Here is a 25,257-nt window from a genome sequence, read left to right as displayed (position 1 = left end):
ACTGAATACTGAATACTGAATACTGAATACTGAATACTGAATACTGAATACTGAATACTGAATACTGAATACTGAATGCACGTAGATTTACCAGAAAAACGTTATTATAAAATAGGAGAAGTTGCCAAAGCTTTTGATGTAAATACCTCTTTGATTCGTTTTTGGGAAAAGGAGTTTGACATTATCAAGCCTAAAAAGAATGCCAAAGGAAATCGGCTGTTTACTGCGGATGATATTGTAAATTTTAAACTTATCTTCAGCTTAGTAAAAGAAAGAGGATTTACTTTAGAAGGTGCAAAGCAAAAATTGAAAAAGAACCCAGATTCTACCATTTATAATCATGAAATTATCAGTAGGTTAGAAACTGTAAAAGCAGCATTAACCGAAATAAAAAATCAACTATAAAACTTCACAAAATGTCAAAAAAGTATGTAGATATAGAAACACTCAAATACATACTTTATGATGTTCACAAGCTAGAAAATTTACTTTCTAGAGAAAGATTTCAAGAACACGATCTAGAATCTCTAGATTTATTCATAGATTCTGTAAAAGAATTTTCTGACAGAGAATTGCATCCCTATTTCAAAGAAATGGATGAAACTCCTGCATATTATAAAGACGGCACCGTACTGGTTCACAAGCAGGTGCAGAAAGTAATGCATCAATCTGGAGAAATGGGCATCATTGCTGCTTGTTTCAATTATGAAGACGGTGGTTTGCAAATTCCTTTTACTGTATTACAGGCAGCAATGTACATTATGGATGCAGCCAATAATAATTTACCAAGTTATGCAGGTTTAACAGGTGGTGCTGCCGAATTAATTATTGAATTTGGGAATAAAGAATTGAACAAAATTTATGTTCCGAATATGTTGTCTGGAACTTGGGGAGGTACCATGTGTTTAACAGAACCTCAAGCAGGAAGCTCATTGTCTGATATTGTTACCAAAGCAACACCAACAGCAGCAGGTTTTTATAAAATTTCTGGACAGAAAATATTTATTTCTGGAGGTGATCATCAATTTGCAGAAAATATTGTCCATTTAGTGTTGGCAAGAATTGAAGGCGCCCCAAAAGGAACAAAAGGAATTTCACTTTTTATAGTACCAAAAAATAGACCAAAAGAAGACGAAACATTAGAATACAATGATGTAATGACCATTGCCGATTTTCAAAAAATGGGACAGCGGGGTTACTGCACAACCCATTTAGGTTTTGGAGATTCTGATGATTGTAGAGGTTGGCTTGTTGGTGAAGAACACAAGGGCTTAAATCAAATGTTTTTAATGATGAATGGCGCAAGAATAGCCGTTGGTAGAGGTGCTGCTGGCATTGCAATGGCAGCTTACAGAGCATCTTTACAATACGCAAATGAAAGACCCCAAGGAAGAAAATTATCTGCAGACGGAAAGAAAAATCCAACAGAAAAACAGAGTTTAATTATAGAACATCCAGATGTGAGAAGGATGTTATTGTTGCAAAAATCGATTGTAGAAGGTTCTTTGAGTTTGGTTTTGTTGGCTTCAAAATACCATGATATTTTAACAACGGCCACTTCGCAAGAAGAAAAAGAGAAGTACAATTTATTATTAGAGATGATCATTCCTATTGTAAAAACATTTCCATCAGAAGCGGGTGCAGAGGCTGTAGATAATGGTTTGCAAGTGCTAGGAGGTTATGGTTTTTGTACAGATTTTTCACTGCAGCAATATTATAGAGATATTAGAGTTTCTGCGTTGTATGAAGGTACAACGGGAATTCAATCACAAGATTTATTAGGTAGAAAAGTAACGCTGCAAAATGGAAAAGCATTGGAATTGTTATCTGCTGAAATTTTAAAAACCATTATTGCCGCTTCTACCGACCAAGATTTAAAAGCATACGGAACTATTTTAGAGGATACATTAAAACTTTCTCAAAAAGTACTGAATCACTTAATGCCTTTTGCCATAAAAGGAAATTATGAACGTTATTTGGCAGATGCTAATTTGTTTATGGAATATATGAGCATAGTTGTTTTAGGTTGGTTGTGGTTAGAGATGGGAGTTGATGCTAAACATGAATTGTCTAATACTGAAAGAAAATATTCAGAAATATTTTATGAAAGTAAAATTCATACCATGAAATTCTATTTTAAATATGAAGTTCCTAAAACAAATTCACTAGCAGCATCTTTAATGAGTGATGAAGTGGTTACCATCAAAAAAGACAAAGAATATATTTTATAAAGACACCTATCTCAAAACAATATAATTCCGCAAGAAAAGTCTTAATAATCTCAGGTTCTAGCAAAGAATTAGGAAAACAAACGCAAAAGGATTGGCACCTATTGTAGGCTTTAGAAACACAAATTTATTACAGGTATAAATTATATTAGATGGTTCAATATCCCTTTAATTTGTCAAGAATATTAAGTAAATTTGTAAAATAAAAAAATCAACTAAAATTTAAAGATAGAAATTATGAAAAAGTGGTTAATTCCTGTAATAGTAATTATTGTTATTGTATTTGGAGTCTATAATTGGGTAAAAGGTTTTAATAATGAAGCAGTTGTTTTGCAGGAAGATGCAAAAACAACATGGTCTAATGTAGAAAGTGCTTACCAACGTAGAAACGATTTAATTGGTAACTTAGTAAAAACAGTACAAGGCGCTGCAGATTTTGAAAAAGAAACCTTAACACAAGTTATTGAGGCACGTTCTAAAGCAACTTCAACTACAATAAATGCTGGCGATTTAACACCAGAAAATATGGCGCAATTTCAACAAGCACAAGCTGGTTTAACAGGTGCTTTGTCAAAATTATTGGTTTCAGTAGAACGTTATCCAGAATTAAAAGCAAATGCGAATTTTTTGGAGCTGCAAAGTCAATTAGAAGGTACAGAAAACCGAATTAACATTGCAAGAGATAAATTTAATAACGGCGTTAACAATTACAATAAACACATAAAAACGTTTCCGAATTCATTTCTAGCAGGTATTTTAGATTTTGATGAAATGGCGCGTTACAAAGCAAATGCAGGTTCAGAAAATGCACCAGATGTTAATTTCGATTTTAAAAAATAAAACATAAGATGAATAAAGTAGAAGCATTTCTTACTCCCGCAGAAGAAAAAGAGATTATTTCTGCTATAAGAATTGCAGAGAAAAATACTTCTGGTGAAATACGTGTGCATATTGAGGCTTCTTCAGAGAAAGATCATTATGAGCGCGCGCTAGAAGTATTTCATCTTTTAAAGATGTTCAATACCAAAGATGCCAATGCCGTTTTAATTTATGTGGCTGTAAATGACCATAAGTTTGTAATTTATGGTGATAATGGTATTCATAACGTTGTTGCAAAAGATTTTTGGGACACTACTAAAGATGCGATGCAAAACCATTTTAAAAATGGAAATTTTAAACAAGGAATTGTAGCTGGCATTTTAAAAGCTGGTGAAGAATTAAAAGCTCATTTTCCTTGGCAGATTGATGATGAAGACGAACTTTCAAATGAGATTTCTAAAGGATGAGTTATTCAAGTAAGCAGCATTTAGTAGGCAGTATTCAGATGAAGGGTTTTAGTAAAAAAATACTAACACTTATAGCTTTTGTTTTCTCTTTAAATTTTTTTTCTCAAGGATATCAAATCCCTGACAAGCCTAAATTTGAAACCAGTGTTTATGATTATGTAAACCTATTGTCACCTTCTCAAAAAAAGAATTTAGAAAGTAAGTTAATACGTTATTCAGACACCACTTCAACACAGATTGTTGTAGCAATCATTTCTTCTACTAAAGGTGAAGAAATAAAATTTTTAGCGGCACAGTGGGGAGAAGCTTGGGGAATCGGTCAAAAAGGAAAAGACAATGGTGTGTTGATGTTGTTGGCAAAAGACGATAAAAAAATAACCATTCAAGTTGGTAAAGGAGCCGAGCCATTATTAACCGATTTTCAATCGAAAAGAATTATAGAAAGAGTCATACTTCCTGAATTTAGAAAAGGAGATTTCTATGAAGGTTTAAACAAAGGATCAGATTATATTTTTAGAACTTTAAATGGAGAATTTAAAGGAACGCGTAAAGAAGATGCTAAAGGTTTCGATCCTGGAGCTATTTTTTTTATATTGATAGTGATCATCTTTTTTATCTTAGTTTCTAGAGGAAATAAGAACAACGGAGGTGGAAATAAACGCTATAGAAAACGCACACTTGCAGATACCATTTTAAGCACAATCATTTTAAGCAACGCTGGTAGAGGCGGAGGAGGCTTTGGTGGTTTTGGCGGTTCTTCTGGTGGCGGAAGTTTTGGCGGAGGTGGCTTTGGTGGCGGTTTCGGCGGTGGAAGTTTTGGAGGTGGAGGCGCTTCTGGTGGCTGGTAAACAGTCCATTTGTAATTTTTTACTATGTTGAAAAATAGATTCTTCAAGTTTTAAAAACCTGAAGGATTTGAATTAAAAATTTGTATTCATGAAAAAGCTTGCTATGTTTTTTAGTTTATTTTTATTTTTTAGTTGCCAGAATTTTGGGCAACTAAAATTATTGGCAGATTTACCAAAAACGTTAGAGGAAGTTTCTGGAACAGAAGTAGCGCCAACATCTAATTTAATTTGGATGATTAATGATGGTGGAAATAAATCTGAACTATACGGTTTAAACGAGAAAGGAAAAATAATAAAAGAGGTTTACATAAAAGCTAAAAACCACGATTGGGAAGATTTAACTTCTGATGAAAATGGAACTATTTATATAGGTGATTTTGGGAACAATCGAAATCGGAGAAAAAATTTATCGATTATTATTGTCAATAAAAATGAGTTGGATGAAAAGAATGCTGAAGTAGCAGAAATAGAATTTGAATATCCGAATCAGTATAAATTTCCACCTAAAAAAGAAAATCTATATTTTGATACTGAGGGTTTTTTCTACTTTAAAAAGGCACTATATATTGTAACAAAAAGTAGGGTAAAAGGAAATTACGGTAAAACTACTTTGTATAAAATTCCTGCAACAAAGGGAAAATATACTGCTAAAATTGTAGATGAATTTGAGAATTGTAAAAATTTAGAATGTTGGATTACTTCTGCGGATATTTCAAGCGATGGAAAAAAAGTAGCATTGCTTTCTCAAAAAAACGTGTTGATTTTTACAGATTTTAAAGGCGATAAATTTCTTTCTGGAAAAGTAACTACCATCGATTTAAAACACCGTTCTCAAAAAGAAAGTGTTACTTTTAAAGATGCCAATACATTATTAATTACAGACGAAAGAGCACATGGCTCTGGAGGTAATTTGTATGAGTTGAAAATCAAATAGAGATTTTAAAAACTATATTTATAAATCAGCAATCCCCAGCCCAAAGCTAAAAATAAACCTCCTAAAGGTGTAATGGGGCCTAAAAACGTTAGTTTTTTATTGTTTGCAGATGAAATGACCAAACCATAAATAGAAAACGAAAATAATAGGATACCAATCACAAAGGCATACACAATGTAGTTGTCTATGGTTAGTTCTGAAGTAAACTGAAAACCCAAAACAACTAAAACAATGGCATGGTACATTTGATATTTTACACCCGTTTCAAAACTCTGTAACTGTTCTAGAGTCAGTTTTTTCTTTAGGAAATGCGCGCCAAAGGAAGCTAAAATAATGGCTAGAAAACCAAATGTTGCTCCAGTTAAAATTGCGAATTGATGCATGACTTTAAAAATCAAATCCTAAATTAAACGTAATTCGTACACCATCATTACTATGAAAAGCACCAATACTAGTGGTTAATATATTGGCAGCATTTAAAAAGATTCCACCACCATAAGAAGTGTTTGGTACTGCAGATTGTTTTGGCATTACGGTCAATGTGGTTGGCGTTCCCCAAACCTTTCCATAGTCAAAACCACCATAAACACCTATGTGAATAGGTAAAATAGCTGTTCTTAAATTACTAATATTGTAACGGACATCTGTGGTATGATAAAATGCATTTTTACCAGTAAAACGTTCATTTCTATAACCACGTAGTCCTTCGTTACCACCAATAGAAGCTGCTTGGTAAAATTCAAAATCATCACCAAAGGTAAAGTGACCATCAACTTTAGATGCTAAAACTAATTTTCCATTCGGAATTAATTTATGTGTAATCGCTAAAGAAGAGGTTGCATAAGAAAAGTTTTTAGCTTCCTCCAAATTAAGGGTATAGCCTAAGAGCGCATTAAATTCTAATCCTAATGTTGGGAAAGCGACATTGTCTGAATGTTGATAATAATAGTTAGCTTCTGTATTAAAGAAGTTTTGAGCATTAAAAATAGGATTGCCCGCAGCGTATTGAGTTTCTAAAAATCTATCAGCTGTTCTTTCTACATCGAAACTTTGAAAATTTGCCGCAAATGTCATTTTTGCTCCTAAATCTCCTCTCCATTTTAGAAAAGAACCTACTTGAAATTTTCTAATTTTTACTCTGTTGTAATCTCTATTTTCTAAATCATCTGCCTCTAAATTGATGGAGTTATTACCATAACCAAAAAAGTTTTTAGCATAATTAGGACTATTAAACTCAGCATTAAAACCTAAATTTAATTTGTCTAAAATATTGGCATACTCACCGTTGTATTTTAATTCGTACCCATCTGTTGCAAAGTAGTAATAACCTTCTATAATGTGTTTTCTGGTAAACGGGTTTCTTTCAAATCCATTAACTAAAAGCGTATTTTTTAGCCCTATTTTTAAACCATCATCTGGATTGTAACCAATTGCGGGAGAAATCAAATTGCTTTTGCTCATTAATTTCATGTAATTATAAGTATTTGTCTTATAATCGTCTGTTATTTTCTTATTGAAATTCTTGGTTTTAAAAGTGTTTTTCTTCGTTTTATAATCATACACTTTTACAAGTTTAGGTGTATTTATCTCATAAATATCATTGTTTAAACCTCCAATAAGCTTAATTTTTATTGGTGTTTTTCCTGTGGCACCATTTACTTCAAAATAATCATCATCATCTAAACCATAGACCCAAATATCTTCTGTGATGTTTCTTTTATACCTTCTTTTATGAAAAATATCTGCTTTTTTACCATCTTTAATTCGATATCCAATCACTTCAGTATCGCCATTTACATAACGGTTAATTTCAAACCAATCATCTTTATTGGTTCCTGTAATTACTTGAAATCTGTTGAGGTGTTTAAAATATTTATCAGCTATTTTTTGAAGATTTTTTCTTCGTCCTTTTAATTTTCTTTTAATATCGTTAATAGACTCATATCTAATTTCTTTTGGGAAGTTAGAAAAAGCATTTTCTATAACTTCATCTGTAATTTGATTTTGAATGATGGCTACTTGCTGGTCCCAATTTTGTTTACCAGACTCTCTAATCAATCTCATATCTAATGGATACGCAGACAAGCTAAAATGTTCTGGATTTTTAATGTCTTCTTCATAAGAACGCATTCCTTTTAATGCAGGAATGGCACTTGTTAAAAGATTCATCAAAAAACCGTCACTAAAAATAGAAAACGCTTGATCTCTGTCTCTTGGCACGGGTCTGTAAACAACTTTTTCACCTTCTTCAAATGCTGCCCACCTCCATTGATCTTGATGTCTGTCCCAATCTCCAATTAACATGTCAAACAAACGCGCTCGTATGTAAGAAGCCTCGTCTAAAACGTATTTCTCATCTTTAGCTAAGTTTTTTCTCAAATCATCTGTACTGATAATTTCATCAGAAAACCCGAAATATTCTTTATCTCCATGACCCTCTGAAGTTCTAGCTTCAATCATGTACAATTCGTCACCAAATTCTGAATTAAAATCTTTTAAACCTTCTTGTTTTGGCACGTAAAATAAGATTGGTTTTGTATGATAAACATCTATCGCTTCCGCTAATTTACCAATTGTAAAGGGTGCGTATGGGTGAGATCCTGTAAAAACATCTAACAACAAATCTTCTGTATAGGTTTTTTTAAATTGCCCTTCTACATATTGATCTTTAAAAGCAACTGCTTGTAAGTATTGCACTGCGTTTTTTCGCAAAGCTCTCATTACGTATTCTTTACCTTCTTTATCCTCTAATCTTAGCGATTTTGATTGATGTCCGCCACCTTTTCTAACAGGTTTTAAACCGCCATATAATGTGTCTAAATTTACTGTTGGAGCAATAATTTTTTGACCAAAATATTTACGATATCTTTTTCCCCAAAGTAGCTTGTACACTTTTCCCTTTTTTACTTCAGAATCTGTGTAGATTGCAGCTTCTTTTTCAGATAGTTTTGAATTTGGGAAATCTTTAAATTCTACGACACTATCTTTTTTAAATACATTTGCTTCAAAAACTATTTTACGTTCTTTAGCTGTATAAAAATGTACTGTAGAGGCACCATCTTCATATACATCTAATCTTGCAAAACCTTGCGTTCCGTAAGAAAAAATACCGCCATTCACATTTTTTGTAGCTGTTATCTTTGAGCCAGAACCACTTACAATTTGTGGTACATTATCTTGAACAATGTATTGAATACTATGCTCATGACCAGAAACAAAAATTACTTTTTCATTTTGTTGTGCTAAACTAATAATACGTTTCCTTAAGAGATTGTATTTTTCATTTTGTTGATCTGTATTTGTAACTCCAGAAGTTTTTCTTAAAATATTAAGGGTTGTTCCTAATATTGGCAATGGTTTTGAGTGACTTTTAAAGGAATAATACCCACCATGAGGGCCGTTTGTGAACATCGGGTGATGCAGCGCAATTAAAGTAGTTTTTCCTTGAGATTTCTTTAAAAGCCCTTCAAACTCCTCGAAAAATTTCTCTCTTGTTTTAATTTCACATTCATCATTTATTCCTGGATGATTGTCCCAGTTTGTTACATACCAATGGGTGTCAACAACAATGATGTTGATGTCATCGTTCACTTCAATTTTTTCTAAAGGACACCCTTTTTCTGGTAAAAAAGTATTTTTACCCAAAGCTTCTTCTACAAGTTTTTCTTGTCTTTTAAGCCCTTTTAAACCACTATACCAATCATGATTTCCTGGTATAAAATAAGTTTTTCCTGGAAATTTTTTTCCGATGTCTGTTTGTACTTTTAACCTATGTTTTGCTAATTTATAATTTTTAGAATTCTCTTTGGGAATGCCTCGTTGATACACATTGTCTCCTAAAAAAATTAAGGTGGAATTCTTTTTTGCAGTTTTTATTTCTTGTTCGAGGTAGGATAAGGCAGAATCTTTTTTATTTAGATCAGAATTACCAGCATCTCCAATCAGGTAAAAAGAATGAATAACTTTAGAAGAATCGTTTCTTGAAACGTATTTGTGATCATCTACCACTTGCATCTTAATAGTTGCACAGGCAGAAATTAAGATAGAAAAAATAAGAATATATAGTATTTGTTTAATAATTTTCATAGCGTAAAAATAACTATTTTAAAATAGAGTTATTATAGTCTTTTAGGTCTTTTTCGGTGTCAATATCTATAAAATTGGTCTGTCTATCAAATAAAATTACATTTTTATGATTATTTAGTAATTCCTGAGCGCCAAAATCTCCAGTGAGTTCTTTTAATTTAAAAAAATATTCTTTTGGAAATATTGCTGGAACACCTGCTCTGTAGCTATAATTAGAGGCTATTGTTTTCGTAGGATATTTTCTAGAAAAACCAATCATTTCATCTAAATACTCTTTTTCTATTGCAGGTTGATCGGCTAGCAATATCAAAACAGCATCGTATTTTTGTGCTTTCTTTTCAATTTCAACAATCCCAGAAACAATGCTAGAACTCAAACCGTTATCAAAATTTTTATTATCAATAAAATGAATGTTTGCTAAAGAGATTTTCTCTCTAATTTTTTCAGCATTTGCCCCTAAAACACAGTAAACATTATTTGTATTTAGACTTTTGGCTTTCTTTAATACGGTTGCTAGTAAAAAATCAGCTCCAATTTTTACCAATTGTTTTGGAGTCTTCATTCGAGAAGATTTTCCTGCGGCCAAAACTAAAATAGCAACATCTTTCATTTTTAAGTAGTAATTTTTCCTTTTAATTGCCTCAAAGAAAAAGGTTCTTTTTCTCTTGTTGTAGATAAAATTTCTGCAATGATAGAGACTGCAATTTCTTCTGGTGTTTTTGCGCCAATATGCAAACCAGCGGGTGTGTAAATAATATCTAAAAATTCTTCTTTTGTATCTGGAGCAAAATCAAAAAGCTCGTTAAAAAGTTTCTCTCTTCTGTTTGGTGCTCCCAAAACACCTATATATTTTGGTTGATACTTTGATAGTTGCACTAAGTATTTTAAATCTTGTACATAACTATGATTCATTAAAACGATCGCAGTGTTTTCTTCAATATTAAAAAACTGAATGGTTTCTGGAGTTTCACCAATTACAATGTGAGCTCCAGGAAAATCTTCAATATTTTTTGAATCTTTTGCAGCTGTTATAACCTCTATTTGCCAACCTAAATTTGAAGCTATTTTGCACAACTTTACAGCATCATGTTCACCGCCTATAATCAATAATCGAAACAAGGGGTCTAATTTTTGACTAAACCAATTTTTAGTTTTTGCAGTTCTTATATTAAAAGTGTCTGAGAATATAAACTGTTGAGAATTATTTAATGTAAGGATAGAACCAAAGTTGCCCATACTTTCATCTTCTTTTTTGAAATAGGAATCAATTTTTATTGTTTCTCTATTCTCTAAGGCTTTTAAAAATGTATTTAAAAAATGGTTTTCAATATAAAAAGGTTCTATTAAGATGTATAAAATACCTTCACAACCTAATCGATATCGACCATCATAGGTTATTATTTTTGCAATTTTACTTTTAAAGACTGATTGTGCTCTTCTTATGATTTCTTTTTCTACACAACCACCACTTACAGCACCTATATAAGAACCATCACTAGTAATAAGCATTCGAACTCCAGGTTTCCTGTAAGAGGAACCTTCTAGCGCGACCACGGTAACCAGCACATTTTTCAATCCTTTTAGTTGCTTGATAAATGCTTGCTGAATGATTTCTTTCAATTCGTGCAACATAAATTTAAGTCAATTTTAAGGGCATTTCTGTCAATCTTTTCCCTGTTAATCTTCTTACAGCGTTTGCTATTGCAGCTGCAATGGGTCCTAATGGAGGTTCACCAACAGGTAATGGTTTGTCTACTCCTTGCAATAAATGAACATTTATTTCTTTAGGAGCATGTTTCATCAACGCCATGTCGTAAGGACCAAAAATTGTGGGTTGTAATTGGCCATCTTCAATGTACATTTTTTCGTGCATTGCTGCACTCATTGCCATGATCATTGCGCCTTCGCATTGTGCTTTTACTTGGTCTGGATTTACGGCAATTCCACAATCCATTACACAAGTTACTTTGTGAACTTTAATTTCGTCATCAACTATAGAAACTTCTACCACCTGTGCACAAGGTGTTCCTGTATCTGTAGAACAGGCAAAACCCATTGCTTTTCCATTTACAATTGCATCAGAATAGTTGGCTTCTTTGGCAACTTTTTCAATTACGTTTTTTAAACGAATTCCTTCTTCGTTGTTCTTTATTTGCGCCAAACGCAACGCAATCGGGTTCTTATTTGCTTTTAATGCCAATTCATCTACAAAACTTTCAATCGCAAAAGTGTTTGCCAATAAACCCAAACTTCGCCACCAACTCGTTGCAAAAGGCAGTGTTTTATGCCATTGTACTGCACGAATATTTTTAATTGCACTGTAATGAATACTTCCTCCACGAATGGCTCCAAAATCTGCACCCAAAATAGTGTGTGCAATAGCTGGCATTAATGCAGAATCTATTGCTACATTTCCACTTGAAAAATGATGTTCTAAATTCGCAATCAATCCTTCTGAATTTAACTTTCCTTTCATAATATGATGCGTTGGCGGACGAAACATATCATTCTGAAATTCTTCTTTTCTAGTAAAAAAATACTTTATTGGTCTGCCAATTGCTTTAGACATTTTTACTGCTTGGATAGCATGATTGGTATTTAGCCTTCTCCCAAAACCACCTCCCAAATATGTTGGTATAATATGTACATCTTCAGTATCTAAATCTAGCGCTTTTGCAACTTGATTTTGAGTAATACCAACAACTTGTGTAGAGATAATAACCGTTACTTTACCGTTTTTATAAGAAGCAACTGCTCCATTGGGTTCTATTTGAGCATGAGCTCCCATTGGACTTTTAAACTCTAGCTCTATAGTGTTTTTATCATCTTTTTCCAAATCATCACCCTCTTTTTGAACCATCATTTCATTGCCATTTCCTACAGAAATTAAATTTCTAATTTCTTCTTCTGTCCACTTTTTGGGAATGTTCCATGCTACATCAACTTCCATTTTTGCAGCCAAAGCTTGTGCATAGGTTTCTGCAATAATACCCACCCAATCATCAATTTGAACAACTTTTACAACACCAGGCATTTTTTCAGCTTTGTTGAAATTTACACTTTTAAAAGTGGCGCCAATATATTCTGGTCTCATAACAACTGCATGCAGCATATTTTCCATTTCTGCGTCCATCCCAAAAATAGGATCTCCAAAAACTTTTGCTTTTAAATCGATTCTAGCAATTGGTTTGCCAACTAATTTATACTCTTTAACAGCTTTTAATTTTGGAGTCTCAGGAATTTCCCATTCAGTAACATCTTTTACTGCATCAACATAACTTATTTGTTTTCCATTTCCAGAAACAATTCCATCTTCTGTGGATAAACTTTCAACAGGAATGTTTAATTTTTTTGACGCTTCCATTTTGATCATTTCACGCATGGTGGCTGCCATTTCACGCATGGGTTGCCACATAGAAGCTACAGATAAACTACCTCCAGTTCCTAAACTATCTACAACGCCACTTGCTGTAGATGCTGCAATTACTTGAATTTGATTGATATTGATGTCTAACTCGTCTGCAGCAATTTGTGCCAAACCTGTAAAAGTTCCTTGACCCATTTCCACTTTTGGTGAATGAAGTATTACCATATTATCTTTTGTGATTTCGAACCATAAGTTTGGTTTTGTTCCTGAACCTGAATATGGCGCAACAAAAGATTCTGCAAAATCAATTATTTGTCTTCGAATAGGGTTTCTAAAAACATAGGTTCCTATTGCTAAAACTCCTACAGTGCCTAAACCACCTCTTACTAAAAATCTTCTTCGGGATATGTTTTTGCTCATGGCTTAATTTTTAGTTTCTCTAGTTAGTTCAGCAGCTCTATGAATGGCTTTTCGCATTCTATAATAGGTTGCACATCTACAAATATTTATAATATTATCATCAATATCTTTGTCTGTAGGATTGCTATTTTCTTTCAATAAAGCAGCAGTTGCCATCATAAATCCTGGCTGGCAATACCCACATTGTGGTACCACTTCTTCTATCCAAGCTTGTTGCACAGGATGTGGGTTTTCTTCATTTCCTAAACCTTCAATGGTGGTTATGTTTTTGCCTTCTGCAAATTTTACTGCATAAGAACAAGAGCGCACGGCAACATCGTTTACATGCAAAGTACATGCGCCACATGCTGCTTTTCCACAACCGAATTTTGTTCCTTTTAAATCTAAAAGATCTCTAACAACCCACAAAAGAGGAGTATTTTCATCTTCAATAGCAACAGAAACTTCTTTATTATTTATAGTAAATGATATTTTCATGTATCTTTTTTAGGTGATTAATTTTCTGGAATAATTGCTCCATTTGCAAACCAGGCTGTTACAACTTTTTTGTATTCTTCTTCAGAAAGTGGTGGTTTTTCTCGTTTATTTCCAGCTGCATCAATTCCAGGATTCCAAGCCCATAAAACCAAATCATCTTCCGTTAAATGTTTTTCTATTTCTTTAGGCGTTTTGCCACCATTTTTATTGATATTTAACATTACTGCTGCAATCTCTGCTCTTGTTAAACCTTTCCAAGCCATAGATTGTGGAGCTAAACCCCAATGTGGAGCTCCTGGAACTCCAGAATAATTATTGTTTTCTTTTTGATGACAAGTCATGCATTTGGTAGCTTCAAAACCATGGTCTTCTTTACCACCCTTCATTCCAAAATAATGAGGATGACTTTCCATGCCTTGTTTTGGAACATTATCACTTGGGTGACAATTCATACACCTTGGATGCGTTAATACATCCATCATTTTGTTAAAATTATCTTTGTTTTCTGATGAAATAATTCTTGTATTTTTTATAGAAATATATTCAGTTTTATTGGTTGAGTAATTAGATGCGAGCAGAATTCCCCCCAATAAAAGCAATGGAATAATGTATAGAATTTTAGGTTTCTTCATAAAGTTTAATTTGTAGATAGCAAAACAGATTTTGAATTTACTAGTTTTAGCTAAATTAGCAATAATTTATTTGGGAAAATAGTGAATGAAGTAGATGCAATATTTTAGAATGAAATTACTTTAGGTTTTTTGAGAATTCTCTAGTTAACAATGCTAACTTCGGATGGATATATTTTTCACAAAAAGGTTTGTTAGGATTCTTTTGATAGTAATTTTGAAATTGTTCAGATGAAGGTTTGAATTTTTTTAATTCAATTATTTTAGTAATGATTTTCTCATTAAAATTGGATTGTAATTCATCAAGAATTTGTATTACTTTTTTTTGTTGATTTGTATTAAAAAAATAAATCGCAGACCGATATTTATTTCTAAAAGAATGCTTACTTGTGCTTTTGTGAGTCAATAAATGAATTTCAATTAAAATTTTTAAATCGATTTTAGCAGCATCAAATGCAACAATTACAGCTTCAGAAAAGGTGGCATTTTTATTTTTTGAAGCAATAAAACCTTGTGCTACATTTTTAACACCTTTTAAAGATTGAAAAACGGCTTCTGTACACCAATGACATCCACCACCAAAAGCTATTTTCGTTAATTCCAAGTCAATTTTTTTCTTTCATTCCAATACAATTCGTTGGGAACTCTAAATGAATTTAAAATTTCGATGTCTTCATTTGATAATGAAAACAAATTCATTTTTAAATTTTCTTGTAATTGTTTTTGATCGCTTGCACCACTTAAAACTGTGCTTTTTGAGATTGTTTGCTCGCAATATTTAAGAGAAATAGCATCAATACCAACTTTATATGTATCAGCTAATTTTTCTAAAGTAGAATATATATCACTATAATTCGGATAATCAGAATTTCTAAAAACTCTGCCATTTGCCAAAGCTTCTTTGATAATAATTTTTTTATTTTGATGATTTAATTCATTCGCAATTTCCTGTAAACTTTGGTCTAAAAAATTATAGGTCACTTGAAAAACATCAAATAATTGTTTTCCATCAATCAAAACATTTAATCCTTTTTTTATGACTTCAACTTGATTTGTACCAGAAGTTGTCAATCCAATTTTTAGATTGTGTTCTTTCTTTAAAAAAGCCAATCGTTTTAAAACTGCTGTGTTTTCTAAAACGCCAGTTTCTAAAGTTGCAGAATGAATTTGATATACTTTTAAATAGGGAAGCAATTTTTTAGAGAAGTTCCATTGTTCATTCAATTTTGCTAAACTATGCTCTTTTACTTCATGAATTGTTGCATTTACATCAAAATTTGCAGTATAAGTATACCCCCATTTTGTAGCGATTTCAATAGAACTATCATTTTTAGTTTGCAACCATTTTAACACTAATTCTTCTGCCAAACCATAACCAGGAGCCGTGTCAAAATATCTGATTCCTGAATTATAGGCTTTTTCTAAAACGTAAAAACTTTGTTTTCTAAATTCTTCTAAATTTGAAAACGCTGTATCTTTTAAACGAACATTAATGTACTGAGGTCTCCCTAAAGCTGCTGTTCCTAATCCTAATTTCATTTTATAAAAGTTTACTGTTTTCTAAAAAATGAATTACTTTTTTAGCGGGCATTTCGCAAGGTTTTAAAAGCTCTTTTTTAGAAGTAATGTATAATTTAAGCTGATAAAATCTGTTCCTTGTAATTCTTTTCCGTAGATTTTATAAGACTTTCCATTGTTAAAAGTTTGTTTTGTGATGCTGTACTTTTTCTGATTGTAAATTGCCTCTGAATATCCTTCTGATAGGTTTTGAATGAATTTTAAAATATCCATAATTTAAAATTATTGATGATTATTTTATTCAGTAATGGTGACTCCTTTCCAAAAAGCCACCCGATTTTTTATGTGAGTTGCAGCCGGAAAAGGTCTTCCATAAAACCAAGCGGCATCTTTGTTTTCTTTTCCATTAACGACTATTGAATAATAAGAAGCTTCACCTTTCCAAGGGCAAGTTGTTCTTGCGGTACTTGGTATAAAATATTCTTGTTTGATACTGTTTTCTGGAAAATAATGATTGTTTTCTACAACAACAGTATCATTACTTTCTGCTATAATTTCGTCATTCCAAATTGCTTTCATAGTAGTATTTTTAATGTTAAGAACTGCAAGATAACATAGAACACCCTACTTTGTTTCTTGCCCATTCAGGTCTTTTTGCAAACCATTTTTCATTTTTTGGTTGTTCTGAATACGGTTTTTTTAATAGTTGAAATAATGCATCAATTAAAGAGTAATCACCTTGATTTGCTGCGTCGATTGCCAATTGCGACATGTAATTTCGCAACACATATTTAGGATTTATAGCATCCATTTTTTTCTTTCTTTCTTCGGAAGAAAGGGATTCTTTTTTTAATCGATCTGCATATTTTTGAAACCATAAATTCCATTGATTTTTTACTTCCTCAGAAATATTTTCGAAATCATAAAAGGCTTTTTTAATCAATGCTAAATTTGAATTTTCCTCAGAAAAATTACTTAAATTTCTAAAGAAAATCGTCATATCTGTTTCGGTCAACTGTAAAATATCTTCTAAATGCTGAATAAGCTTTAAATCGTTTTCATCATCCAAAAATAAACCCAATTTAGATTGCATCATTCTTAAAGATTTCTTTTCAAAGTCTACTTTATACTGATGTAAAATTGTTTCTAAAGGTTCCACATCTTCAATAATAGGGTACAAAGCATTTGCGAGCTGATACAAATTCCATAAGCCAATATTTGGTTGGTTTCCGTATCTATAGCGTTTGTTTCGTATGTCTGTTGTGTTGGGTGTCCAGCCAAAATCGAAACCTTCTAACCAACCATAAGGACCATAATCAATTGTTAAGCCTAAAATAGACATGTTATCTGTATTCATTACTCCGTGTACAAAACCAATTCTTTGCCAATGAAGAATCATTTCTAAAGTGCGCTCAGAAACCTCTTTAAAAAAGTGGATATAGGTTTCTTTAGAAGGCTTTCCTAGATGTGAAAAATGATGTCTTATAGTATAATCTACTAAGATTTTTAAATTTTTAGGATCATTTCTTGCCGCAAATATCTCAAAACTTCCAAAGCGTAAAAACGATGGCGAAATCCTTGAAACGATTGCTCCTTTTTCATAGGCAGCATTTCCATTGTATAAAACATCTCGTAAAACTTTATCTCCAGACAAACTCAAAGACAATGCGCGAGTTGTTGGGACGCCTAAATGAAACATGGCTTCACTACATAAATATTCTCTAACAGAAGATCTTAAAACGGCCAAACCGTCTGCTGTTCTAGAATAAGGTGTTTCTCCGGCGCCTTTTAATTGTACTTTCCAATTTTTAGAATTGTGCTCAACTTCAAATAAATTAATAGCTCTTCCGTCTCCTAATTGACCTGCCCAATTACCAAATTGATGTCCAGCATAGCACATGGCATATGGTTTTGTATCTGGATATACTTCGTTTCCGGTAACTACGTTTTTAAAAAAATTAGAATGGGTTTCTTTTTCAGAAATACCCAATTCTAAAGCCATTTCTGGCGAAACATGAATGGCTTCAGGATTTGCAGTTTTTTTTGGAGACACAAAAGAAAAGGCAGCATTTTCTACTTGTCTTCTTGAGTTTTCTTTAATCGCATCTGCGGGCAACTCTTCAATAAAAGCATTTTTTATGTTTAATTTCATATTACTTTTTTTTACAAGAGACTTAAGTCTCTTGTATTATTTCAGCTTATCTGAATGTAACTTGCGCAATTTCGCCAATTTTGGTTCAATTACAAAAGTGCAATATCCTTGTCCGTTATTATTCTTATAAAAATCTTGATGTTCCTGAGTTGCCTCATAAAAAATTGCTAACGGAGTAATTTCGGTAACAATTTTATCATCATAGTAAGACTGAATTTGTTTTAAAACTTCGGCTGCAATTTTCTGTTGTGTTTCATTATGATAATAAATTACAGATCTGTACTGAGTACCTTTATCTGCGCCTTGTCTATTTAACGTTGTTGGGTCATGTGTGGTCATAAAAATAACAATAAGATCTTGATAAGATATAACCGTTTCATTATAAGTAATTTGAATTACTTCTGCATGACCTGTTAAACCTGAACAAATTTCTCGATAGGTTGGTTTTCCAGGAGCGTTTCCGCCAGCATATCCAGAAATTACTTGCTCTACACCTTTTACTTCTTGAAATACAGCTTCTGTACACCAAAAACAACCCCCTCCTAAAGTGGCAACTTTTCTATTTTTATTACTCATTTACTTCCTCTTTTTTCTAAGTGCATAGCTTCAGAATTAATACAATAACGCAAGCCACTAGGTGCGGGTCCGTCAGGAAAAATATGTCCTAAATGCGCATCACATGTATTGCATAAAACTTCAACTCTAACCATACCAAAAGAAACATCTTTAAAGTATTTAATTGCATTTTCTGTGATAGGTTGCGTAAAACTAGGCCATCCAGAACTCGATTCAAACTTTATCGTAGCGTCAAATAAAGGAGTGTTACAACATACACATTTGTATTGGCCTTCCTCATAAATACTACACAGAGCACCTGTATGTGGTCTTTCGGTTCCTTTTTCTCTGGTGATTCTAAATTGTTCTGGAGTTAATATTTTTTTCCACTCTGTCTCCGTTTTTTCTACTCTTTTATTCGGGGTAGGGTTTCCTTTTGTTGCGAAACGGATAATTTCTTTCCAAGTAAGCATATTTGATTCTTTTTTATTTTTATATGAATGATCTTTTTTAGACGAAAAACAGTGCTTCAACTTACAAAAAAAATAAATTTGCAGTTGCTGATAGCAATACTTAAATTTACGACATAATTCAAATAAAATAAACCATTTTTAATTGTTTATTTTTATATAAAATTTTACGATGAGCACATTAATAATTGAAGTAGAAAAATTCGTTTTTAATTTATTAAGTAAAAATTTGAATGCAAATTATGTATATCATAATCTTGCGCATACGCAAAGAGTTGTAGAAAAAACAAATGAAATTGCAGAAAATTCAGAAATAGAGAAAACTACTGCAGAGAATCTAGCAATTGCTGCATGGTTTCATGATACTGGTTTTATTGAAGGGTCTAAAGATCATGAAGAAAGAAGTGTAAAAATAGCTACAGAATTCTTAAAAGCTAAAAATATTTCAGAAAAAAGAATTCAAGTAATTTCTGAAATTATATTGGCAACAAAAATGAATCATGTACCTAAAAATATTTTAGAAGAAATTATTAAAGATGCAGATTCTGCACATTTAGCTTCTAATAATTTTTCTGATTATACTTCTTTACTAAGAAAAGAGTGGGAGCTATCTTTAGATAAAAAGTATAAAAATGAAGAATGGATAGAATTGAACTTATCTTTTCTCACTCAAAAACATAGATATCATACAGATTTTGCTTTAAAGAACTGGAGCAAAGACAAAGAGAAAAACTTAGCAAAACTTTTAAAGAATCAGAATAAATTAAAAAAGGAAAATAAAAAGTTTAAACAGAAAAAAACAGCATTAGACTTAAAGAAAAATAAAAGTGAAGTTCCAGAGCGTGGTGTTGAGACGATGTTTAGAGTTGCCTTAAGAAACCATATTACTTTAAGTGATATTGCAGATACAAAAGCAAATATTTTGTTGTCTGTAAATGCAATTATTGTTTCTTTAGCGTTGTCTAATTTATTGCCAAAATTAGACAATCCTTCAAATTCTCACTTATTAATACCTACAATAATATTTGTTTGTTTTACGGTGGTTTCTATCATCTTATCTATTTTAGCAACAAGACCTAATGTTACTGAGGGTACATTTACAAAAGAAGATGTTGCTAATAAAAAAGTAAATTTATTATTCTTCGGTAATTTTCATCAAATGCAATTAGAAGATTTTGAATGGGGAATTTCTGAAATGATGACAGACAGAGATTACCTCTATGGTTCTTTAACTAAAGATTTATACTTTTTAGGTTTGGTGCTGAGTAGAAAATATAAAATATTAAGACTTACATACACCGTTTTTATGGCAGGCATCATTATTAGTGTAATTGCTTTTGGTATTTCGTTTAAACTTAAAGGAGCACCAGTCTAGGCTTCAATTTGTTTAATTAGGTCATTTAGTGTAATGGCTTTTTTTTCATCAAAATCTTTGTGATAGATTACTTCTATTCTCAATGCTTTTAAGCCAGATACACCTTGTAGGTCTTCCAATTCTAGAAACTCAATTTTTCCTAATTGATTTCTAGATTGTAAGAAGTTGATGTACTTTATATATTCTAAAGCATCTTTGTCTTGAGAGTAAATAATGGCAATTTTACCAGGTTGTGTAACTCTTTCTTCGCTACCTTTAATGTGCGATTTATCGATTCTTTTTTTAATGATTTCATAGCGAATGTTATACGCTCCATCAACATCAAACTGTTTTTCATCCATCCTAAATTTAATGGCCATTGGGTTGCTATGCACTAGAATTAAAGAAGCAACTCTTAAACTATTTGGCATTTTATCAACCAAAGAGAAGGCAATGTTTTCCATTTCGCACATGACTTGTAGTTGCCATAAACGTAGGTTGTATAAATACAACTCATCAAAAGGTTTTTGTTTAGAAATAGATGCACCAATATAAATGTTAAACTCAACACCATCGGTTTTATAACGCTCAAAATAATGAGGAAACATTTTTTGCGCGTCTTTTTGTCTCTTATCTATAAATTTAGCTAGTTTTTCATTGATAAGAGTGACGCTTTTTTCGTAATCTTTTCTTTTCTCATAAACTACGTTTAAATCTTTATCTAAACGGTTCATGTAAATTTTTACTTTCTTAGAAAGTTCTTTTGTAAGGTCTTTAATATGATTAAAAACAGGATAAATTTCTGTTTGCAGAAAATCTAAAATGTTAATTTCATCCCCTGCATTTAAATCTTCTTTTACATCTTTTAAATAGGTGGAAACCCGAAACATTAACTCATTATAGATAGGTAATTTTTCTTTTTGACAAGCATCTTTTAACACAGAAATGGCCAGTGTTAATTGGGTAATTAAATCTTCTTTTATGGCGTTGTTTCTAGCTTCTGAAGAACCTTTTATATCACTTTGACCAAACAATGGGTATACATCATCGAAAATAATTTCATCTAATTTTGCATTTTCATTTGTTTGAGAATCGATGTGGTATTTTTCTGCAGCTTCATAAAAACGCCATTTTACAGAGTTGTGTATAGAGGTATAATTTTCTTGAATAGTTGCTTCTAATACATTTTGACGTTCTTCTGAAGTTCTTTTAACGGCAGCTTCAAAAACAGGAATGATATCTTTTAACTTGTTGATATTTACAGAATTTAAATCGTACGCATTTGGTGATGCAATTTCCAACAAGGCGAGATCTCCATTTTTTGTAGTTTTAATTGGAATTAAAATAATACTTTGAATTCCGCTATCGTACAAACTCTGGTAAAAAAGATTTTTATCTGTTTCTTTGCCATATTCTTCAATATCTGAAATGACAAAAGTTTCATAATCTACAAAAACTTTTTGTACAATACCATCACAAAAATAACCTGAAGAGCAATCTATTTCTTCTTTATTACTTAATATGATACTGTTAGATTTTCCTATGGAAGTTTCGCATATTTTATCATTTAAATTATCAAAGATAGAGTAGCCTAATTTTAAATCTCTAATGCTGTAAAAGTCTCTTAAATTATTTTGAAGTTTAAAGATTAACTGATCTCCACCTTCTAATAAATTCGCTTTAATAGCAGACAACATTTCTTCTGAGGTAACATCGAATAAATTAATAATTCCGAAGCCTTTGAATATGTAACTATTTGGCGGGAATTTTTGTTTCCACAATTCAATATCATTAAAACTATTTAATAACTTTCTATAATCATCTTGTGTAATTTTTGGAGCATTTTCGGTCGCTATAATTTCAGAGAAATCACCATTAAAAGTAGCTCTGTAATACTTCATGGTTCCAGTATTTTTATCTGGAATATCAAAGTAAAAAGGTCTTTTGGTATCAATAGTATAGTTATATACAAAACCTAAAATAAAGGTACATGCCATAATATACATGCCTTCATCCTCGAAGTTTCTTACGCTTAATTCGTAATCATCACCAGCATTTTCTAGTATGTTTTTAAAACGATCAGAAAATTTAAAGGATGCAAATGAAAATGGTACACTAGCCGCTTTTATTTCATTTAATCTTAACGGTTCAGGAAATAAAGGTTCTAGTAGTAAATCTATTTTTTCTTTGTATTTTTCAAGCAAAGAGTAATCTGAAAAGCCCTCTTTTAGTTTAGGATGTTCTTCAAAAATCTTTATCATTTCTAATGCTGTCGCATGAAATGGGTGTTTTTCGAATTCTTTGTCAGCATATTTTTCAAAGAGCACAAGAACTTTTTGAAAAGAAATATTCAGTTGCAGCGGCAACTCAACATTATTTGCTAAATTAGGTTCTACGATTTTCATTTTTTTGCTTTTACCTGCAAATTTACAAAATTGTAAATGAATAGTCGTTTTGATTATAATTTACTTACTTTTTTGTAATTTTACCCGTTGTGCATTTTGAGTTAAATATATTCCAAAATATCAGTTCAAGTGATTTTTTAATAAAAAAAATCTAAAGGAAACTTCGGGACGTGAAATTCACTACCATTGACGTAGCTTGTAAGTTACTGTTTTACAAATTATTAATATATGTCTGGTCGAGCGCAGTCGAGACCTTCTTTAACCTCTCGATAGCTTCGCTAGGTACTCTCAATGAAAATGACTTTTCATTTCAGTAATGCTCGAGGAGACATTACGTCATTCCAACCGCTTGATAAAATTTTTTCTCGGGTCTCGAATTGACAGAATTTATCATAATGCACAACGGGTAATTTTAAAATAAAAAGACATGAAAAAGAAATTCTTATTACTCACAATGGGTTTGTTTATTGCTATTTCTGCGTTCACACAAAAAGAAAAAATTATCTCAGGTAGGGTTTATTATACTGTTGAAAAGATTTTATCGCCTGATATGATACTAAAATCTCAAATAAAATTTTACGAAAACGAAACTATTAAAGAAATGGTACTTGGTACAATTTTAAAAACAAAGGCAGTTGTTTCTGTCTTAGAGTTTAGAAACAAAAAATCATATTATAGCCTATCTGAAAGCGATTTAGAGGAACTAAAGAGTAGAAATGGATATGGAATTAACATGTCTTCTACTTTAGCTGGTTCAAGTAATAAATATTATATTGAATTAGATACAGAAGACAAATATTACATGGGTAAAAACATGAGCTTTGAACATGAATTGGTTTATTTTGAAGAACCCAAATGGAACTTAGAAAAAGAAGAAAAAAAGATTTTAGGTTATACTAGCAAAAAAGCGGTTCTTGTTGATGAAAGAAAAAAGAAAACTATTGTTTGGTATACACAAGAAATACCTGTTGCTTTTGGACCTAAAAATTACTTCGGTTTACCTAGTTTAATTTTAGAAATAGAAAAAGGGAATGATGTTTTTCTAGCAAAGAAAATAGAAATCAATCCCAAAAATATCACCATAATTAAACCTACCGCAAAAACCAAAACAACTTTAAAAGAAAAATTAAAAGCTTTTGGTACATTGATGAAAGAAGAAAATTAAAGTTACTTCTGTCTAAAATAAATTGTAATTGGCACACCAGAAAAATCGTAGATTTCTCTAAGTTTGTTTTCTAAGAAACGTTTGTAAGGATCTCTAACATATTGTGGTAAATTACAGAAGAATGCAAACTGAGGTGTTTGAGTTGGCAACTGCATGCAGTATTTAATCTTTACAAATTTCCCTTTTGTTGCTGGTGGTGGATAACTTTTTACGATATCTAACATTACATCATTCAGCTTACTTGTAGCTATTTTGTTTTTTCTTCTTTCAAAAACCTCTACAGCAGTTTCTATGGCTTTAAAGATACGTTGCTTTGTTAATACAGAAATAAATACAATTGGCACATCTGTAAAAGGGGCTATTTGCTTTCTAACCATGGCTTCAAAATCACGCATGGTATTGGTTTCCTTATCAACTAAATCCCACTTATTGATTAAGATTACAACTCCTTTTCTGTTTTTTTCTGCCAGCCAAAAAATATTTTGATCTTGCCCTTCAAAACCACGAGTTGCATCTACTACTAATATAATTACATCTGAGTACTCTATAGAACGTACAGCACGCATTACAGAATAGAATTCTAAATCTTCTTTTACTTTCGATTTTTTTCTAATCCCAGCAGTATCTACCAAATTAAAATCAAATCCAAATCTATTGTATTTTGTGTCGATAGCATCTCTTGTAGTTCCAGCAATATTGGTTACAATATTTCTATCTTGACCAATTAAAGCATTAATAAAAGAAGATTTTCCCGCATTAGGTCTTCCTACAACTGCAAATCTTGGCAATTCTTCTTTTTCTAAATCAACTTCTTCTGGCGCTGGCATTTTTTCTGCTATAGCATCTAATAAGTCACCAGTTCCACTTCCGTTTATAGAAGAAATTGTATGGTAACCGCCCAAACCTAAATTGTAAAATTCTACGGCATCTGCATCTCGCATTGCATTGTCCACTTTATTTACGGTAACAAAAATGGGTTTTTTAACCTTTCTTAAAACTTTGGCAACTTCCGCGTCCATTGGCGTAATGCCCTCTTCAACATCAACCACAAAAACAATAATATCTGCTTCTTCTATTGCTAAAGCAACTTGTTTTCTAATTTCTTCTTCAAAAATATCATCAGAGCCAATAGCGTAACCCCCCGTATCAATTACAGAAAATTCTTTTCCATTCCAGTCAGATTTTCCATAATGTCTATCTCTAGTAACGCCACTAACAGAGTCTACAATGGCTTCTCTACGCTGAACTAATCTGTTAAAAAGTGTTGACTTCCCTACATTTGGTCTTCCTACAATGGCAACAATGCTATTCATTTTGATTGAATTTTTTGCAAAGATACAATTTACTGTATGATAATTAATCG

24 protein-coding genes are annotated in these 25,257 nt (G+C 31.8%); 8 read left to right on the top strand and 16 right to left on the bottom strand.

The genetic code is table 11. From position 1 onward, the window contains the following. The first annotated feature begins 75 nt into the window (after nt 1-75). From Q0998_RS11310 to Q0998_RS11285, 6 genes are all read left to right on the top strand, one after another. The gene (locus tag Q0998_RS11310) at nt 76-405 is read left to right on the top strand and encodes a MerR family transcriptional regulator (protein ID WP_299670073.1); all 330 of its coding nucleotides are present in this window, start codon (nt 76-78) and stop codon (nt 403-405) included. Nucleotides 406-416: 11 nt separating this feature from the next. Further along, the gene (locus Q0998_RS11305) at nt 417-2,231 is read left to right on the top strand and encodes an acyl-CoA dehydrogenase (RefSeq protein ID WP_299670072.1); all 1,815 of its coding nucleotides are present in this window, start codon (nt 417-419) and stop codon (nt 2,229-2,231) included. A 234-nt stretch (nt 2,232-2,465) separates the two neighbouring features. Then, complete coding sequence (locus tag Q0998_RS11300; RefSeq protein WP_299670071.1) at nt 2,466-3,068, top strand: LemA family protein; 603 nt, start codon at nt 2,466-2,468, stop codon at nt 3,066-3,068. A gap of 8 nt (nt 3,069-3,076) precedes the next feature. After that, nucleotides 3,077-3,514, top strand: coding sequence for a TPM domain-containing protein (locus Q0998_RS11295; RefSeq protein WP_299670070.1), 438 nt, complete (start codon nt 3,077-3,079; stop codon nt 3,512-3,514). Beyond that, complete coding sequence (locus Q0998_RS11290; protein WP_299670069.1) at nt 3,511-4,362, top strand: YgcG family protein; 852 nt, start codon at nt 3,511-3,513, stop codon at nt 4,360-4,362. The genes Q0998_RS11295 and Q0998_RS11290 overlap by 4 nt, the downstream gene beginning before the upstream one ends. Nucleotides 4,363-4,450: 88 nt before the next feature. Then, a complete protein-coding gene (locus Q0998_RS11285; protein WP_299670068.1) occupies nt 4,451-5,296 on the top strand; it encodes a hypothetical protein in 846 nt (281 codons plus the stop codon). 5 nt (nt 5,297-5,301) lie between these two features. On the opposite strand, the gene Q0998_RS11280 is transcribed toward Q0998_RS11285, so the two are convergent. The 14 genes from Q0998_RS11280 to msrB form a co-directional block, all read right to left on the bottom strand. Continuing rightward, entirely contained in the window at nt 5,302-5,679 is a 378-nt protein-coding gene (locus Q0998_RS11280) for a DUF423 domain-containing protein (RefSeq protein ID WP_299670067.1), read from the bottom strand. Between the two features lie 4 nt (nt 5,680-5,683). Further along, the gene (locus Q0998_RS11275; protein ID WP_299670066.1) at nt 5,684-9,382 is read right to left on the bottom strand and encodes a metallophosphoesterase; all 3,699 of its coding nucleotides are present in this window, start codon (nt 9,380-9,382) and stop codon (nt 5,684-5,686) included. A 13-nt stretch (nt 9,383-9,395) separates the two neighbouring features. Further along, nucleotides 9,396-9,992 carry a nucleotidyltransferase family protein gene (locus Q0998_RS11270; RefSeq protein WP_299670065.1) on the bottom strand — a complete coding sequence of 199 codons (597 nt, stop codon included), beginning with the start codon at nt 9,990-9,992 and terminating at the stop codon, nt 9,396-9,398. A 2-nt stretch (nt 9,993-9,994) separates the two neighbouring features. After that, nucleotides 9,995-11,014, bottom strand: a complete 1,020-nt coding sequence (locus Q0998_RS11265) for an XdhC family protein (RefSeq protein WP_299670064.1) — start codon at nt 11,012-11,014, stop codon at nt 9,995-9,997. A 4-nt stretch (nt 11,015-11,018) separates the two neighbouring features. Beyond that, nucleotides 11,019-13,169, bottom strand: coding sequence for a molybdopterin cofactor-binding domain-containing protein (locus tag Q0998_RS11260; protein WP_299670062.1), 2,151 nt, complete (start codon nt 13,167-13,169; stop codon nt 11,019-11,021). A gap of 3 nt (nt 13,170-13,172) precedes the next feature. Next, entirely contained in the window at nt 13,173-13,646 is a 474-nt protein-coding gene (locus Q0998_RS11255) for a (2Fe-2S)-binding protein (RefSeq protein WP_299670060.1), read from the bottom strand. A gap of 17 nt (nt 13,647-13,663) precedes the next feature. Beyond that, nucleotides 13,664-14,278: a hypothetical protein gene (locus Q0998_RS11250; protein ID WP_299670058.1), complete on the bottom strand. Its 615-nt coding sequence runs from the start codon at nt 14,276-14,278 to the stop codon at nt 13,664-13,666. Nucleotides 14,279-14,393: 115 nt separating this feature from the next. Next, nucleotides 14,394-14,879, bottom strand: coding sequence for a peptide-methionine (S)-S-oxide reductase (locus Q0998_RS11245; protein WP_299670056.1), 486 nt, complete (start codon nt 14,877-14,879; stop codon nt 14,394-14,396). Next, nucleotides 14,870-15,814 carry an aldo/keto reductase gene (locus Q0998_RS11240; RefSeq protein WP_299670054.1) on the bottom strand — a complete coding sequence of 315 codons (945 nt, stop codon included), beginning with the start codon at nt 15,812-15,814 and terminating at the stop codon, nt 14,870-14,872. The genes Q0998_RS11245 and Q0998_RS11240 overlap by 10 nt, the downstream gene beginning before the upstream one ends. Before the next feature lie 63 nt (nt 15,815-15,877). Next, nucleotides 15,878-16,066, bottom strand: a complete 189-nt coding sequence (locus tag Q0998_RS11235) for a peptide methionine sulfoxide reductase (RefSeq protein ID WP_366943640.1) — start codon at nt 16,064-16,066, stop codon at nt 15,878-15,880. 24 nt (nt 16,067-16,090) lie between these two features. Further along, a complete protein-coding gene (locus tag Q0998_RS11230; protein WP_299670053.1) occupies nt 16,091-16,372 on the bottom strand; it encodes a DUF427 domain-containing protein in 282 nt (93 codons plus the stop codon). Between the two features lie 16 nt (nt 16,373-16,388). Beyond that, nucleotides 16,389-17,945 carry a YdiU family protein gene (locus tag Q0998_RS11225; protein ID WP_299670051.1) on the bottom strand — a complete coding sequence of 519 codons (1,557 nt, stop codon included), beginning with the start codon at nt 17,943-17,945 and terminating at the stop codon, nt 16,389-16,391. A 36-nt stretch (nt 17,946-17,981) separates the two neighbouring features. Further along, on the bottom strand, nt 17,982-18,521 hold the full coding sequence (msrA, locus tag Q0998_RS11220; RefSeq protein WP_299670049.1) for a peptide-methionine (S)-S-oxide reductase MsrA: 540 nt from the start codon (nt 18,519-18,521) through the stop codon (nt 17,982-17,984). Beyond that, complete coding sequence (msrB, locus tag Q0998_RS11215) at nt 18,518-18,973, bottom strand: peptide-methionine (R)-S-oxide reductase MsrB (protein WP_299670047.1); 456 nt, start codon at nt 18,971-18,973, stop codon at nt 18,518-18,520. Before msrB ends, msrA begins: the two co-directional genes overlap by 4 nt. A gap of 169 nt (nt 18,974-19,142) precedes the next feature. Between msrB and Q0998_RS11210 the strand changes: the two genes are divergently transcribed. After that, a complete protein-coding gene (locus tag Q0998_RS11210; protein WP_299670045.1) occupies nt 19,143-20,345 on the top strand; it encodes a Pycsar system effector family protein in 1,203 nt (400 codons plus the stop codon). Here the strand turns inward: Q0998_RS11210 and Q0998_RS11205 are convergent. Further along, nucleotides 20,342-22,729, bottom strand: coding sequence for a GAF domain-containing protein (locus Q0998_RS11205; protein WP_299670043.1), 2,388 nt, complete (start codon nt 22,727-22,729; stop codon nt 20,342-20,344). The genes Q0998_RS11210 and Q0998_RS11205 overlap by 4 nt on opposite strands. A gap of 427 nt (nt 22,730-23,156) precedes the next feature. Between Q0998_RS11205 and Q0998_RS11200 the strand changes: the two genes are divergently transcribed. Next, nucleotides 23,157-23,894 (top strand): GLPGLI family protein, encoded by a 738-nt coding sequence (locus tag Q0998_RS11200; RefSeq protein ID WP_299670041.1) that lies wholly within the window; start codon nt 23,157-23,159, stop codon nt 23,892-23,894. A 2-nt stretch (nt 23,895-23,896) separates the two neighbouring features. Here Q0998_RS11200 and der read toward each other — a convergent pair whose 3' ends face one another. After that, nucleotides 23,897-25,207, bottom strand: a complete 1,311-nt coding sequence (gene der / locus Q0998_RS11195; RefSeq protein ID WP_299670039.1) for a ribosome biogenesis GTPase Der — start codon at nt 25,205-25,207, stop codon at nt 23,897-23,899. Nucleotides 25,208-25,257 lie beyond the last annotated feature (50 nt).

The sequence above is a fragment of the uncultured Polaribacter sp. genome (assembly GCF_947501385.1).
Lineage (GTDB): Bacteria > Bacteroidota > Bacteroidia > Flavobacteriales > Flavobacteriaceae > Polaribacter.
Note: the sequence above shows the minus strand (reverse complement) of the source record. Positions and strands in the feature narration are given on the sequence as shown.

Excerpts from the sequence above, each read along its gene's own strand:
- Q0998_RS11310 (WP_299670073.1), top strand. The coding sequence starts at position 76 with ATGCACGTAGATTTACCAGAAAAACGTTATTATAAAATAGGAGAAGTT.
- Q0998_RS11305 (WP_299670072.1), top strand. The coding sequence starts at position 417 with ATGTCAAAAAAGTATGTAGATATAGAAACACTCAAATACATACTTTAT.
- Q0998_RS11300 (WP_299670071.1), top strand. The coding sequence starts at position 2,466 with ATGAAAAAGTGGTTAATTCCTGTAATAGTAATTATTGTTATTGTATTT.
- Q0998_RS11295 (WP_299670070.1), top strand. The coding sequence starts at position 3,077 with ATGAATAAAGTAGAAGCATTTCTTACTCCCGCAGAAGAAAAAGAGATT.
- Q0998_RS11290 (WP_299670069.1), top strand. The coding sequence starts at position 3,511 with ATGAGTTATTCAAGTAAGCAGCATTTAGTAGGCAGTATTCAGATGAAG.
- Q0998_RS11285 (WP_299670068.1), top strand. The coding sequence starts at position 4,451 with ATGAAAAAGCTTGCTATGTTTTTTAGTTTATTTTTATTTTTTAGTTGC.
- Q0998_RS11280 (WP_299670067.1), bottom strand. The coding sequence starts at position 5,679 with ATGCATCAATTCGCAATTTTAACTGGAGCAACATTTGGTTTTCTAGCC.
- Q0998_RS11275 (WP_299670066.1), bottom strand. The coding sequence starts at position 9,382 with ATGAAAATTATTAAACAAATACTATATATTCTTATTTTTTCTATCTTA.
- Q0998_RS11270 (WP_299670065.1), bottom strand. The coding sequence starts at position 9,992 with ATGAAAGATGTTGCTATTTTAGTTTTGGCCGCAGGAAAATCTTCTCGA.
- Q0998_RS11265 (WP_299670064.1), bottom strand. The coding sequence starts at position 11,014 with ATGTTGCACGAATTGAAAGAAATCATTCAGCAAGCATTTATCAAGCAA.
- Q0998_RS11260 (WP_299670062.1), bottom strand. The coding sequence starts at position 13,169 with ATGAGCAAAAACATATCCCGAAGAAGATTTTTAGTAAGAGGTGGTTTA.
- Q0998_RS11255 (WP_299670060.1), bottom strand. The coding sequence starts at position 13,646 with ATGAAAATATCATTTACTATAAATAATAAAGAAGTTTCTGTTGCTATT.
- Q0998_RS11250 (WP_299670058.1), bottom strand. The coding sequence starts at position 14,278 with ATGAAGAAACCTAAAATTCTATACATTATTCCATTGCTTTTATTGGGG.
- Q0998_RS11240 (WP_299670054.1), bottom strand. The coding sequence starts at position 15,814 with ATGAAATTAGGATTAGGAACAGCAGCTTTAGGGAGACCTCAGTACATT.
- Q0998_RS11235 (WP_366943640.1), bottom strand. The coding sequence starts at position 16,066 with ATGGATATTTTAAAATTCATTCAAAACCTATCAGAAGGATATTCAGAG.
- Q0998_RS11230 (WP_299670053.1), bottom strand. The coding sequence starts at position 16,372 with ATGAAAGCAATTTGGAATGACGAAATTATAGCAGAAAGTAATGATACT.
- Q0998_RS11225 (WP_299670051.1), bottom strand. The coding sequence starts at position 17,945 with ATGAAATTAAACATAAAAAATGCTTTTATTGAAGAGTTGCCCGCAGAT.
- msrA (WP_299670049.1), bottom strand. The coding sequence starts at position 18,521 with ATGAGTAATAAAAATAGAAAAGTTGCCACTTTAGGAGGGGGTTGTTTT.
- msrB (WP_299670047.1), bottom strand. The coding sequence starts at position 18,973 with ATGCTTACTTGGAAAGAAATTATCCGTTTCGCAACAAAAGGAAACCCT.
- Q0998_RS11210 (WP_299670045.1), top strand. The coding sequence starts at position 19,143 with ATGAGCACATTAATAATTGAAGTAGAAAAATTCGTTTTTAATTTATTA.
- Q0998_RS11205 (WP_299670043.1), bottom strand. The coding sequence starts at position 22,729 with ATGAAAATCGTAGAACCTAATTTAGCAAATAATGTTGAGTTGCCGCTG.
- Q0998_RS11200 (WP_299670041.1), top strand. The coding sequence starts at position 23,157 with ATGAAAAAGAAATTCTTATTACTCACAATGGGTTTGTTTATTGCTATT.
- der (WP_299670039.1), bottom strand. The coding sequence starts at position 25,207 with ATGAATAGCATTGTTGCCATTGTAGGAAGACCAAATGTAGGGAAGTCA.